This is a genomic window from Mesorhizobium sp. M7A.F.Ca.US.005.03.2.1, assembly GCF_003997795.1.
GTDB classification, from domain to species: Bacteria; Pseudomonadota; Alphaproteobacteria; order Rhizobiales; family Rhizobiaceae; genus Mesorhizobium; species Mesorhizobium ciceri.
In genome coordinates this window covers 1-13,399 of sequence record NZ_RZRP01000070.1, presented here as the reverse complement: position 1 = coordinate 13,399, position 13,399 = coordinate 1, and the positions used below count along the sequence as shown (strand labels likewise).

The window sequence follows — 13,399 nt, the reverse complement described above, 5'->3', positions numbered from 1 at the left end:
TTCGGGCCGTATCCGCATCGCCGCCATCCCGACGGCGCTCGCCATGCTGCCGCGGCTGACGACGCCATTTCGCGAAAAGCATCCCGGCGTCACCTTTTCGGTGCTGTCGCGGACCTCGATCGAGGTGCTGTCGCTGCTCGGCAATTTCGACATCGATGCCGGCATCACCTATCTCGACAACGAGCCGCTGGGGCGGGTGACCAGCGTGCCGCTCTATGACGAGCGTTACCAACTGATCACCGCGATGGGAAATCCCTATTCCGACCGCGACAAAGTGACATGGGCGGAGCTCTCAAGCCTGCCGCTGTGCCTGTTGACGCCGGACATGCAGAACCGCCGCATCATCGACCAGCATCTGGCCGAAGCCGGCGTGCAGGTGCGACCGACGCTGGAATCCAATTCGATGATCGTGCTGTTTTCGCACATCCGCACCAGCAAATGGTCGTCGATCATGCCGCTCAACCTTGCGGAAACATTCGGCTTTTCCGAACCGATCCGGGCCATTCCAATCATCGAACCAGACGCCAGCCACACGGTCGGCCTGGTGGCGACACCGCGCGAACCGCACACACCTTTGGTCTCGGCGCTGCTGGACGAGGCAATGGCGCTGGCGGACGATTTCCATGCCAACCGTTCCGCTAGACAGGGTTAGTCAAACGGAACGATAGAAGATTTCTATCGTACAACGAAACCGCTTTATTGATTTCAGAGGTTTTCTCTGGTTTCTTAAGCACTTAGCGATAAAGCGGCACGCGCATGTCGTTGTTCCAAAACAGCTTGATGCTTTTGGCCGATATGCGTGGGTCGCTACGATAGGGAGGGCGCTGCATGACAATGCAGCCTGCAAGTACCGAGATTACGTCGCGCACGGCCGCGATCATCCAGGAGATGAAGGGGCTCGAAGGCCCTTTGCTGCCGATCCTCCACGGCATCCAGGAAGAGTTCGGCCATGTGCCCAAGGATGCGCTGCCGGTCATCGCCGAGGCGCTGAACATTTCCAGGGCCGAGGTGCACGGCGTCGTCAGCTTCTATCACGATTACCGAAGCCATCCGGCAGGCCGGCATGTGTTGAAGCTCTGCCAGGCGGAATCCTGCCAGTCCATGGGGTCGGATGCCATCGCCGCCAAGCTGAAGCAACTGCTGGGCATCGGCTTTCATGAAACGACCCGCGACGGTTCGGTGACGCTGGAGCCGGTCTACTGTCTCGGCCTGTGCGCCTGTTCGCCCGCCGCCATGCTCGATGGCGAGGTGATCGGACGGCTCGATGACGAGAAGCTCGACGAGATCGTTGCAGAGGTGCGCTCATGATCCCGCGTATCTACATTCCCGGCGATTCCGGTGCGCTGGCGCTTGGTGCCGAAAAGGTCGCCAAGGCGATCGCCGGCGAACTCGCCGAGCGCGGCATCGAGGCCAAGATCGTGCGCAATGGTTCGCGCGGCGCCTATTTCCTCGAACCGATGGTCGAAGTCGCTACAGCCAACGGCCGCATCGCCTACGGGCCGGTCAAACCGTCCGACGTCAAAAGCCTGTTCGACAGCGGCTTCCTTACCGGCGGCCATCATAAACGCTGGCTGGGCGCGCCGGACAAGATCCCCTTCCTGGCCAAGCAGACGCGGCTGACTTTCGCGCGCTGCGGCGTCACGGATCCGCTGTCGCTCGAATCCTACAAAAAACATGGCGGGTTGAATGGACTGATGAACGCGCTGGCGCTGACGCCTGCCGCCATCGTCGCAGAGGTGACCGAATCGGGCCTGCGCGGACGCGGCGGCGCCGGCTTCCCGACCGGCATCAAATGGAAGACGGTGCTCGATACAGCAGGCGACCGCAAATACATCGTCTGCAACGCCGATGAAGGCGACTCCGGCACTTTCGCCGACCGCATGATCATGGAGGGCGATCCCTTCGTGCTGATCGAAGGCATGACGATCGCCGGTATAGCCACGGGCGCGACCAAGGGCTTCGTCTATGTCCGCTCGGAATATCCGCATGCGGTGGCGGCGATGAACAAGGCCGTCGAGATCGCCCGCAAGGCCGGCGTTCTTGGCGCCAGCGTGCTGGGTTCCCCTCACGCGTTCGACATGGAGATCCGGGTCGGCGCCGGCGCCTATGTCTGCGGCGAGGAGACGGCGCTGCTCGATTCGCTCGAGGGCAAGCGCGGCATGGTACGCGCAAAGCCGCCTCTGCCTGCGCATAAGGGGCTGTTCGGCAAGCCGACGGTGATCAACAACGTCATCAGCCTAGCCTCTGTGCCTGTCATCATGGACAAGGGTGGGGCCTTCTACAAGGATTTCGGCATGGGCCGCTCGCGCGGCACGATCCCGGTCCAGATCGCCGGCAATGTCAAATTTGCAGGGCTGTTCGAAGCCGCTTTCGGTATGACGCTTGGCGAGATCGTCGACGAGATCGGCGGCGGCACGGCCACCGGCCGGCCGGTCAAGGCAGTGCAGGTCGGCGGACCGCTCGGCGCCTATTTCCCGCGCGCGCTGTTCGACACGCCATTCGACTATGAAGCCTTCGCGGCCAAGGACGGGCTGATCGGCCATGCCGGTATCGTGGTGTTCGACGACACCGCCGACATGCTGAAACAGGCGCGCTTCGCCATGGAGTTCTGCGCCATCGAAAGCTGCGGCAAGTGCACGCCCTGCCGCATCGGCTCGACGCGCGGTGTCGAGACCATCGACAAACTCGCCGCGGGCATCGAGCCGGAGAAGAACCTCGCTCTGGTCACCGACCTCTGCAACACGATGAAATTCGGCTCGCTCTGCGCGCTGGGCGGCTTCACGCCCTACCCCGTGATGAGCTCGATCACCCATTTCCCCGACGACTTCAAGCCCGCGCCCGTGCGCGTGGCTGCCGAATAGGAGCTGGCAGATGAACATCAAGGCCGACTTCCCCTCCCTCGTCGAAGAGATCGACTACGGAACCCCGCAATCGAAGGCGCAGAAGCAGGTCACGCTGAACGTCGACGGGCGCAGCATCACCGTGCCGGAAGGCACCTCGATCATGCGTGCCGCGATGGAGGGCGGGGTCGAGATCCCGAAGCTCTGCGCCACCGACATGCTGGACTCCTTCGGTTCGTGCCGTGTCTGCCTTGTGGAGATCGAAGGACGCGGCGGCACGCCGGCATCCTGCACGACGCCTGTCGGCGAAGGCATGATCGTGCGCACGCAGACCGAGCGGCTCGATGCCATTCGCCGTGGCGTCATGGAGCTCTACGTCTCCGACCATCCGACCGGCTGGAACGAACAGGCCGGAACCGGCGCCAGCGAGTTCGACGCGGTGGCGAAGTCGATCGGTCTGACCGAGAACCGCTACGGCATCGAGGGCCGCAACCACGTCAAGCCGGAAGGTGGCGTGGCGCCCGGCCATGGCTCGCTGGCAGTCGATTACATCGCCCGCGACGAATCCAACCCCTATTTCACCTATGATGCCTCGCAATGCATCGTCTGCTCGCGCTGCGTGCGGGCGTGCGAAGAAGTGCAGGGCACGTTTGCGCTGACCATCGAGGGACGCGGCTTCGAATCCCGGGTTTCGGCGGGAATGCACGAGGCGTTCATCGATTCGGAATGCGTGTCCTGCGGCGCCTGCGTCCAGGCCTGCCCGACCGATGCGCTGCGTGAGAAGACGGTGCTTGCCAAGGGCCTGCCGGAGCGCTCGGCCGTCACCACCTGCGCCTATTGCGGCGTCGGCTGCTCGTTCAAGGCCGAGGTGAAGGGTGACGAAGTCGTTCGCATGATGCCCTACAAGGAGGGCAAGGCGAACCACGGCCATTCCTGCGTGAAGGGCCGTTTCGCCTATGGCTACGCCACCCACAAGGACCGCATCCTGTCGCCGATGATCCGCGAAAAGGTCACCGATCCGTGGCGCGAAGTAAGCTGGGAAGAGGCGATCGGCCATACCGCCAAGGAATTCCGCCGCATCCAGTACCAGTACGGACGCACCGCGATCGGCGGCATCACCTCGTCGCGCTGCACCAATGAGGAAACCTACCTCGTCCAGAAGATGGTGCGGCAGGGTTTCCGCAACAACAATGTCGACACCTGCGCACGCGTCTGCCATTCGCCGACGGGCTACGGGCTCGGCCAGACATATGGCACGTCTGCCGGCACGCAGGATTTCGATTCCGTCGACTTCACCGATGTCGCCGTCATCATCGGCGCCAATCCGGCTTCCGCTCACCCGGTGTTCGCCTCGCGGCTCAAGAAGCGGCTGCGCCAGGGCGCCAAGCTGATCGTGCTCGATCCGCGCCGCACCGAGATGGTCAAGTCGGCCCATATCGAAGCGGATTACCACCTGCCGCTGAAGCCCGGCACCAATGTGGCCGTGCTGACGGCGCTGGCGCATGTGATCGTCACCGAGGGCTTGTTCGACGAAGCCTTCATCCGCGAACGTTGCGACTGGACGGAGTTCCAGGATTGGGCATCGTTCGTCGCCTTGCCGGAAAACAGCCCCGAAACCGTCGGCAAATTGTCCGGCGTCGATCCCGAGCTGATCCGCGGTGCTGCGCGTCTCTACGCCACCGGCGGCAACGGCGCGATCTATTACGGCCTGGGCGTGACGGAACACAGCCAGGGTTCGACCACTGTGATGGCAATCGCCAATCTCGCCATGGCCACCGGCAATATCGGCCGGCCCGGCGTCGGCGTGAACCCGCTGCGCGGCCAGAACAACGTGCAGGGCTCCTGCGACATGGGCTCGTTCCCGCATGAGCTGCCCGGTTATCGCCACATCTCCGGCGAAGCCGTGCGCGATATCTACGAGACCTTGTGGGGCGTGAAGCTGGACGACGAACCCGGCCTGCGCATCCCCAACATGCTGGACGCCGCCGTCGACGGCAGCTTCAAGGGCATCTACATCCAGGGCGAAGACATTCTGCAGTCCGATCCCGACACCAAGCATGTCGCAGCCGGCCTTGCCGCGATGGAATGCGTCGTCGTGCACGACCTCTTCCTCAACGAGACGGCGAACTACGCCCATGTCTTCCTGCCGGGCTCGACCTTCCTGGAGAAGGACGGCACCTTCACCAACGCCGAGCGCCGCATCAACATGGTGCGCAAGGTTCTTGAGCCGAAGGCGCGCTACGCCGATTGGGAGGCGACGCAGGAGCTTGCCCGCGCGATCGGGCTGGACTGGAACTATAAGCATCCCTCCGAAATCATGGACGAGATCGCGATGACCACGCCGAGCTTCGCCGGCGTCTCCTTCGAGCTGCTCGACCGTGTCGGGTCCGTGCAATGGCCCTGCAACGAGAAGGCGCCGCTCGGCACCCCGATCATGCATATCGACGGGTTCGTGCGCGGCAAGGGCAAGTTCATCCGTACCGAATATGTGGCGACGGACGAAAGGACGGGGCCGCGCTTCCCGCTGCTGCTCACCACCGGCCGCATCCTGTCGCAGTACAATGTCGGCGCGCAGACCAGGCGCACCGATAACAGCATGTGGCATTCGGAGGACCGGCTGGAGATTCATCCGCACGATGCCGAGAACCGCGGCTTGCGCGACGGCGACTGGGTCCGGCTGACCAGCCGCTCGGGCGAGACGACGCTGCGCGCGCTGATCACCGACCGGGTGTCGCCCGGCGTGGTCTACACGACGTTCCACCATCCGGACACGCAGGCCAACGTGATCACCACCGACTTCTCCGACTGGGCGACCAACTGCCCGGAATACAAGGTGACGGCGGTGCAGGTCGGCGCCTCCAATGGGCCGTCGGAATGGCAGCGCGACTATGACGAGCAAGCCAAGCAGAGCCGGCGCATCGCGTCTTTGCAGGCGGCGGAGTAGTCTTGAGCGCGCGGCGCAAAGCCACGACGCAGGTATCGCGGCTGGCGCACCGCGCCAGCGGCACTGCTACGGCGAACCGCATGGTGCCGGAAGAGACGCCGGTGGCGTTCTCCTTTGCCGGCACCACGCATGCGGTGATGATGGCAAGCCCGGCCGATTTCGAGGATTTCGCGCTTGGCTTCTCGCTGACCGAGGGCATTGTAGCTGCGCCGGAGGAGATCGAAGCCATCGAGGTCGAGGACCATGGCGCCGGCATCGACATCCAGATCCGGCTGAAGGACCGAGCCAACACGCGCTTCGAAGCGCGGCGGCGAAGGCTCGCGGGTCCGGTCGGCTGCGGGCTCTGCGGCATCGAATCGATCGAGGAAGCGATGCGTTCGGTGGATGCGGTTGGTGTGTCAAAGCTTACGCTTGATGCCAACGATATTGTCCGTTCGGTCAAGCTTTTGTCGAAAGTGCAGCCGCTGCACACCGAGACCGGAGCCGTGCACGCCGCCGGCTTCTATGTGCCCGGCAAGGGCATCGTCATGGCGCGCGAAGATGTCGGCCGTCACAATGCGCTCGACAAGCTGGCGGGTGCGCTGGCCAAAGCCGGCATCGAGGGCGCATCCGGTGCTGTCGTGGTGACATCCAGGGTTTCGGTCGAAATGGTGCAGAAGACGGCTTCTATCGGTTCGGCCTTCATCATCGCCGTCTCGGCGCCGACCGCCCTTGCCATCCGCACGGCGCAAGAGTCCGGCATGACGCTGGTGGCGCTGGTTCGCGGCGACGATTTTGATATTTTCACCCACCCCGACCGGGTGGTTTGCGGAGTTGCCAAGCATGTCGCATGACGAAGAACACATTATGAGCACCGCCGAGAAGCTGGTGCGCATGGCAAACCAGATCGCCGACTTCTTCCATTCCAAGCCGCGCGAGGAAGGCATTGCCGGCGTCGCCGAGCATATCAACAAGTTCTGGGAGCCGAGGATGCGGCGGCAGTTCTTCGAAATGCTGGACGACGGCACCGGGAACTTCAACGAGTTGGTGGTGGCCGCCTCCGCCAGGATCAAGCGACCGATCACGCCGGCTGCGGCCGACCTCAAACTCGGGCTCAAGCCCTCCCCTGCCGACGTCGCCGCCTCGCAGGAATAGCCGCCAAGCCGCGCCAGCTTACATTCACAATCGCTAAAGTTTAAGCTGCCGCAATCTGCGCTGTTCTGCTATGGTTTGACGACCGGAAATCGTCAGGCCGGGGTGGAAATCTCGTGAGGCCGATCGAGACGCGATACGCCTGTAGCGGCGATGTGCGGATCGCCTATCAGGTGGTCGGGCAGGGATCGTTCGATCTCGTCTTCGTGCCGGGCTTCATTTCCAACCTCGACCTGCACTGGGAAGACGAGGGCTACACCAGGCTCTTGAAGCGGCTTTCGGCGTTCTCTCGGCTGATCCTGTTCGACAAGCGCGGCACCGGCCTGTCCGACCGTGTCGACGCGCATAACCTGCCCAGTCTCGAGACGCGGATGGACGATGTGCGCGCGGTAATGGACGCCGCCGGCAGCGGCCGTGCGGCGCTGCTCGGCTCCTCCGAAGGCGCACCGATGGCGATGCTGTTCGCCGCCACCTATCCGGAGCGGACACGGGCGCTGGCGCTCTATGGCGGCTATGCGCATTTCCACAAATGGGTGATGTCGCCCGAACGCCTCGACGCTTTCATCGAGATGGCGGAGACAGCCTGGGGCACTGGCGCCACGCTGCCCCATTTCGCGCCGAGCCGGGTCGACGACGCGCATTTCGCCCAGTGGTGGGCACGTTTCGAACGATTGTCGGCGAGCCCGACGGCGGCGGCGGCGCTGGCGCGCATGAACGCCGACGTCGACATCCGCCATATCCTGAGCGTGATCAGCGCGCCGACGCTTGTAATCCATCGCCGCAACGATGCGCGGGTCGACCCCGATGCCAGCCGCTTCCTTGCACAGAAGATCCCCGGCGCCCGGCTGGTCGAGATTCCCGGACGCGACCATCCGATCTGGACCGGCGATGTCGATGGGGTGGCCGACCTGATCGAGGAATTCCTGACCGGCGAACGCGCCGTGGGCGAAGTAGACCGCGTGCTGGCCGCACTACTGGTGACACGCATCTACGACACGGCACGGCTCGGCGACCGGATGTGGAGCGAACGCAGCCAACGCTTCCAGGAAACCTGGCGGCTGCTGGTCGGGCGCCATGGCGGGCGTTCGGCGGGCCTGCATGGCGAGTTGATGATTTCGCGCTTCGACGGCCCGGCACGCGCCATACGCTGCGCGGCAGCGCTGCGCGAGGCGGCGCAGGAAATCGGCGTGGCAAGCGCACAAGGGGCGCATGTCGGCGAGATCGAAGTGCGCGGTCCACCCGTTGGGACGACGGCGCGGGTGGCAATTCAACTGGCCGCCCATGCCGGCCGCGGCGACATTATCGCGTCGCGTCTGATCGCCGATCTGGCGGCTGGGTCGGGCCTGCATTTCACCGACGCCGGGCGCATCAGTGTCGACGAGCTGGAGCAGCCGCTGGCGCTGGTCCATGCGACGTCCGAACAGCATCTGGAACCCGCCTGCCGGCCCAAACCCAAGACCGCCGAGCCGGCCGCATTGACGGCGCGCGAAAGCGAGGTGGTGAGCCTCGTCGCCGACGGCAAGAGCAATGCCGCGATCGCCGCCGAATTGCGGCTGAGCGAACACACGGTCAAGCGCCATGTCGCCAACATACTGCTCAAGCTGGATCTGCCGTCGCGGGCGGCGGCGGCGGCGTTTTCGGCCAGGCACCCTGGCCCGCACGGGCCATGAGAGCCATGGCGCTTTCGGGCGAAGCGGCCATGGGCGGGTAAGCGCTATCAATTCTCTCCACGCAGGCTAGGCGGATGTCGCTGGGAAAGGCGCTGCGAACGGAGGAGGAAATGCTGAAGTCGAACCGGACACTCAAATTGCTTGTGATCGCTGCAAGCGTCGGCGCGTTGTTCGCCATCTCTCCCGCAAAGGCCGAGGACGCGTCCGCGGCGGCCGCCTACAAGGACATCGAGGCAACGCTCGGCTCGGTGCCGGACATGTTCAAGACCCTGCCGGATGTGGCCGTCGCCGGCGCCTGGGCCGAGATTAAGGGCGTGCAGCTCAACCCGAAGACGGCGCTTGACGGCAAGACCAAGGAACTTTTGGGCCTCGCCGTCGCGGCGCAGATCCCATGCCAGTACTGCATCTATTTCCACACCGAGGCGGCCAAGCTCAACGGCGCCAGCGACGAGGAGATCAAGGAGGCGGTGGCGATGTCCGCCATCGTGCGCCATTGGTCGACGATGCTCAACGGCAGCCAGGTCGATCTGACGACCTTCAAGAAGCAGACCGACGACGTATTCGCGGCCGTCAAGGCGAAGTCGCAGTAAGAACCACTGCCCGGCGATGAGCGCCGGACGGCACATCGACCATCAACCGCCCGGTCGGAAGACGGGCCAATGGAGGATGAAATGCTGACCAAGACCCAAACAGTGGACGGCGCCGCGATCAAGAAGGCGATCGAAACCCGTGACGGCAAGATGCTGTCGAGCTTCTATGCCGAAGACGCGCTGGTGCGGGTGATCGACCGCAACAACCCGCCGAGCAAGCCGCGTGAAATCCGCGGGCGCGCCGCGATCACCACATTCTGGGACGACATCTGCAGCCGGGCGATGACCCACAAGGTCGACACCACCATCGCCGACGGCGACAGCCTCGCCTTCACCCAAGCCTGCGCCTATCCGGACGGGACCAAGGTGTTCTGCGCAGCGATGCTGGAGCTGAAGAACGGTCGGATCGCAAGACAGACCGTCGTGCAGGCCTGGGACGAGTAGATCAACAACCGTGGATCAACCGCGGCCTGGGCCGCAAACCTAGAGGAGAAGACGATGTTCAGCGCCAGATGGCAGATCGACGCCAAGTTCGGACACAAGCAGACCGTGCTCGACCTGTTGAAGAAATGGGAACGCGAGATCGGGTCACAGGTCGGCCTCGACGAGCTGGAATTCCAGATCATGACCGGTTCGATCGGCGCGCGGGAGGCGACGGTCGAGTCCCATCACCAGGTCGAAAGCCTGGCCCAGTTGGAGGCGTTCTTCGCCAAGATCGGCAAGATCGACGCGCACGCGAAATGGGGCAAGGAGATCGAGCCCTATGTCGTGTCTGGCACCAGCCTGTGGAATATCTATCGCATCGTGGAGTAGTGGTCTGCGGTCTTACCTCTCCTCTTGTGGGAGAGGTCGGATTGCCCCGATTTGTCCTTCACAAATCGGTTGGCAACCCGGGTGAGGGGTAAGCTGGCGTCAAGCTGGAACACCCCTCATCCGTCTCGGCGCTACGCGCCGATCCACCTTCTCCCACAAGGGGACAAGGCAAAACTAGCCATGCGCAACCATCACATGCCGCACGGCGGTGTAATCCTCCAGTGCGTAGAGCGACATGTCCTTGCCGTAGCCGGACTGCTTCAACCCGCCATGCGGCATCTCGTTGGTCAGCATGAAGTGGGTGTTGATCCAGGTGCAGCCATATTGCAGGCGGGCGGCCGTCGCCATGGCGCGCGAGACATCCTTGGTCCATACGGATGACGCCAGGCCGTAGTCGCTGTCATTGGCCCAGTTCACCGCCTCGTCGACTTCCGAAAAACGAGTAACCGAGACGACCGGGCCGAACACTTCGCGGCGCACGATCTCATCTTCCTGCAGCGCGCCGGCGACGACGGTCGGCTGGTAGTAGAAGCCGGAGCCCTCGCCCGGCTTGCCGCCGGTGGTGATCTCGATGTGTTTCAGTTCCGAGGCGCGCTCGACGAAGCTCGAGACGCGGTCGCGCTGGCGGCGCGAGATCAGCGGGCCGATTTCGTTTTCGGTATCGTCGGGGCGGTCGTACTTGATGGTCGAGACGGCCGAGGAGAGATCGGCGACGAGCTTGTCGTAGATCTTCTTGCCGGCGTAGATGCGGCAGGCGGCGGTGCAGTCCTGGCCGGCATTGTAATAGCCGAAGGCACGCAGGCCGTTGACCACGGCGCCGAGGTCGGCGTCGTCGAAGACGATGACCGGCGCCTTGCCGCCGAGCTCGAGATGCGTGCGCTTGACCGACTTGGCGGCCGCCTGCAGCACCTTCTTGCCGGTGGCGACATCGCCGGTGATCGAGATCATGTTGACCTTGGGATGATTGATCAGCGTGTTGCCGACGCTGTCGCCGCGGCCGAGCACGACATTGACGACGCCTTCGGGCAGGATGTCCGCAAGGATTTTTGCCAGCTTCAGCGCCGTCAGCGGTGTCTGCTCGGACGGTTTGAAGACGACGGTGTTGCCGCCGGCGATCGCCGGCGCCAGCTTCCAGGCCATCATCATCAGCGGATAGTTCCACGGCGCGATGGAAGCGACGATGCCAATGGCATCGCGACGGACCATCGAGGTGTGGCCGGGAATGTATTCGCCAGCGACGACGCCCGGCATCGAACGGACGGCGCCGGCGAAGAAGCGGTAGCAATCGACGATCGCCGGGATTTCGTCATTGAGCACGGCGTTGATCGGCTTGCCGCAGTTGAGCGCCTCGAGCGTGGCGAACTCCTTCGCGTCGGCTTCGATGCGGTCGGCGATCTTCAGCAAATAGCCGGAGCGCTGCGCCGGCGTGGTGCGCGACCACAAGACGAACGCCTGTTCGGCAGCAGTGACCGCCGCCTCGATCTGCGCCTGGCTGGCCTCGGGCAGGTTGAGGATGGTCGCCCCGGTCTTTGGATTGAGGATCGGCTCCTCGGTCTCGGTGCCCTTCTCGAATTTCGAGCCGATCAGCATCTGGGTGTCCATAAGGTTTCTCCCTTTACAGAAGCGAGTAGCGAGTAGCTGAAAGCGAGTAGGGTTTGACCGTCGATCCCTATTCGCTACTCCCTATTCGCTGTTTTTCATTTCCCGCTTCCAGCGATCTGGTCGCCGTCACGGGTGAGGTAATAAGCGGCAAGGATCGGCAGCAACGTCACCAGCATGACGACCATGGCAACGACATTGGTGACCGGGCGCTGGCGCGGACGGATCAGTTCTTCCAGCATCCAGATCGGCAGCGTCTGCTGCTGGCCGGCGGTGAAGGTGGTGACGATGACCTCGTCGAAGGACAGCGCGAAGGCCAGCATGCCGCCGGCAAGCAGCGCCGTGGCGATGTTGGGCAGCACGACATGGCGGAAGGTCTGAAAACCGTCGGCGCCGAGATCCATCGAAGCCTCGATCATCGAACCGGAAGTGCGGCGGAAACGGGCGACGGCGTTGTTGTAGACGACGACCACGCAGAAGGTGGCGTGGCCAAGCACGATCGTCCAGAACGAGAACGGGATGTCGGCCAGCGAAAAGGCCGAGCGCAGCGCAATGCCGGTGATGATGCCGGGCAGCGCGATCGGCAGGATGACCAGCAGCGAGATGGTTTCGCGGCCGAAGAATCTTGTCCGCGACACCGCCGCCGAACAGAGCGTGCCGAGGATGAGCGCGATCGCCGTCGAAATCGCGGCCACCCTGACCGACAGCGACAGCGCCTGCCAGACATCTGGCCGGTTCCAGGTCACGGCGAACCACTGCGTCGTCAGCCCTGGCGGCGGCCAGACGAAACTCTTCTCTTCGGTGGTGAAGGCATAGACGAAGATCAGCAGGATCGGCAGGTGCAGGAACAGCAGCCCGCAGGCGGCGGCAATCTTCAGGCCGAGCGGAGCCGACTGGGAACCATCAGAGCGCATCGAAGGCCCCCATGCGCTTGGCGCCCCAGAGATAGAAGCCCATGATGACGATCGGCACCACGGTGAAGGCGGCGGCGAGCGGGATGTTGCCGGCGGTGCCTTGCTGCGAATAGACCGCCTGGCCGATGAACAGACGCGAGGTGCCGATGATCTGCGGGATGATGTAGTCGCCCAGCGTCAGCGAGAAGGTGAAGATCGAACCGGCGACGATGCCCGGCAGCGCCAGCGGAAACAGCACGTTGCGGAAGGTCTGTCCCGGTGAAGCGCCGAGGTCGGACGAGGCCTCGACCAGATTGCCGGGCACGCGCTCGAGCGCCGCCTGAACGGGGAGGATCATGAACGGTAGCCAGACATAGACGAAGACGATGAAGGTGCCGGTGAACGATACCGACAGGGAATTGCCGCCGACGATCGGCAGCGACAGCCAAGCGTCGAGAACCCACAACAAATGCAGCTTGGCGAGCAGCCAGGTGAGAATGCCTTCCTTGGCCAGGATCAGCTTCCAGGCGTAGATCTTGACCAGATAGCTCGACCACAGCGGCAGCATGATGCCGAGATAGAACAAGGCCTTCCAGCGGCCGCGCGCATAGCGCGCCGCGTAGTAGGCTATGGGGAAGGCGATGACGGCCGAGGCCAGCGTGACCAGAGCCGCCATCGTCACCGTGCGCAGGATGATGTCGAGATTGGCGGCCTGGAACAGGTCGCCATAGGTCTTGAGCGTGAACTCGCGGTTGATGAGGCCGGAAAACTCGTCGATGGAGAAAAAGCTCTGCGCCAGCAGCGCAAACAGCGAGCCGATATAGACGATGCCCAGCCACAAAACCGGAGGCAGCAGCATGAGCAGCAACAGGACCTTGGGCTTGCGCCAGAAAAGGTCCGACAGAGCGCCGCGCAGACC

The 13,399-nt window shown here is 63.7% G+C and carries 13 protein-coding genes; 10 read left to right on the top strand and 3 right to left on the bottom strand.

Annotated elements, in window-relative coordinates; genetic code table 11:
- From EN991_RS06440 to EN991_RS06395, 10 genes are all read left to right on the top strand, one after another.
- Window positions 1-652: LysR family transcriptional regulator substrate-binding protein (locus EN991_RS06440; RefSeq protein WP_127368390.1), on the top strand; the 652-nt coding region annotated here is incomplete at its 5' end.
- A gap of 176 nt (window positions 653-828) precedes the next feature.
- A complete protein-coding gene (locus tag EN991_RS06435) occupies window positions 829-1,308 on the top strand; it encodes a formate dehydrogenase subunit gamma (protein WP_023811689.1) in 480 nt (159 codons plus the stop codon).
- Entirely contained in the window at window positions 1,305-2,861 is a 1,557-nt protein-coding gene (locus tag EN991_RS06430) for an NADH-quinone oxidoreductase subunit NuoF (protein ID WP_127368389.1), read from the top strand. Before EN991_RS06435 ends, EN991_RS06430 begins: the two co-directional genes overlap by 4 nt.
- 10 nt (window positions 2,862-2,871) lie before the next feature.
- The gene (gene fdhF / locus EN991_RS06425; RefSeq protein WP_127368388.1) at window positions 2,872-5,784 is read left to right on the top strand and encodes a formate dehydrogenase subunit alpha; all 2,913 of its coding nucleotides are present in this window, start codon (window positions 2,872-2,874) and stop codon (window positions 5,782-5,784) included.
- 2 nt (window positions 5,785-5,786) lie between these two features.
- Window positions 5,787-6,617, top strand: coding sequence for a formate dehydrogenase accessory sulfurtransferase FdhD (gene fdhD / locus EN991_RS06420; protein WP_127368387.1), 831 nt, complete (start codon window positions 5,787-5,789; stop codon window positions 6,615-6,617).
- Window positions 6,607-6,918, top strand: coding sequence for a formate dehydrogenase subunit delta (locus tag EN991_RS06415; RefSeq protein WP_013528015.1), 312 nt, complete (start codon window positions 6,607-6,609; stop codon window positions 6,916-6,918). The genes fdhD and EN991_RS06415 overlap by 11 nt, the downstream gene beginning before the upstream one ends.
- A 113-nt stretch (window positions 6,919-7,031) precedes the next feature.
- Complete coding sequence (locus EN991_RS06410) at window positions 7,032-8,585, top strand: alpha/beta fold hydrolase (RefSeq protein ID WP_127368386.1); 1,554 nt, start codon at window positions 7,032-7,034, stop codon at window positions 8,583-8,585.
- 110 nt (window positions 8,586-8,695) lie between these two features.
- Entirely contained in the window at window positions 8,696-9,175 is a 480-nt protein-coding gene (locus tag EN991_RS06405) for a carboxymuconolactone decarboxylase family protein (RefSeq protein ID WP_013528017.1), read from the top strand.
- An 81-nt stretch (window positions 9,176-9,256) separates the two neighbouring features.
- Complete coding sequence (locus EN991_RS06400) at window positions 9,257-9,619, top strand: nuclear transport factor 2 family protein (RefSeq protein ID WP_024503372.1); 363 nt, start codon at window positions 9,257-9,259, stop codon at window positions 9,617-9,619.
- 54 nt (window positions 9,620-9,673) lie between these two features.
- Window positions 9,674-9,988, top strand: a complete 315-nt coding sequence (locus tag EN991_RS06395) for a hypothetical protein (protein ID WP_013528019.1) — start codon at window positions 9,674-9,676, stop codon at window positions 9,986-9,988.
- 174 nt (window positions 9,989-10,162) lie between these two features.
- On the opposite strand, the gene EN991_RS06390 is transcribed toward EN991_RS06395, so the two are convergent.
- The 3 genes from EN991_RS06390 to EN991_RS06380 form a co-directional block, all read right to left on the bottom strand.
- Entirely contained in the window at window positions 10,163-11,590 is a 1,428-nt protein-coding gene (locus tag EN991_RS06390) for a gamma-aminobutyraldehyde dehydrogenase (RefSeq protein ID WP_013528020.1), read from the bottom strand.
- A gap of 95 nt (window positions 11,591-11,685) precedes the next feature.
- On the bottom strand, window positions 11,686-12,501 hold the full coding sequence (locus EN991_RS06385) for an ABC transporter permease (protein ID WP_024503371.1): 816 nt from the start codon (window positions 12,499-12,501) through the stop codon (window positions 11,686-11,688).
- Entirely contained in the window at window positions 12,491-13,396 is a 906-nt protein-coding gene (locus EN991_RS06380; protein ID WP_127368391.1) for an ABC transporter permease, read from the bottom strand. Before EN991_RS06380 ends, EN991_RS06385 begins: the two co-directional genes overlap by 11 nt.
- Window positions 13,397-13,399: the final 3 nt, after the last annotated feature.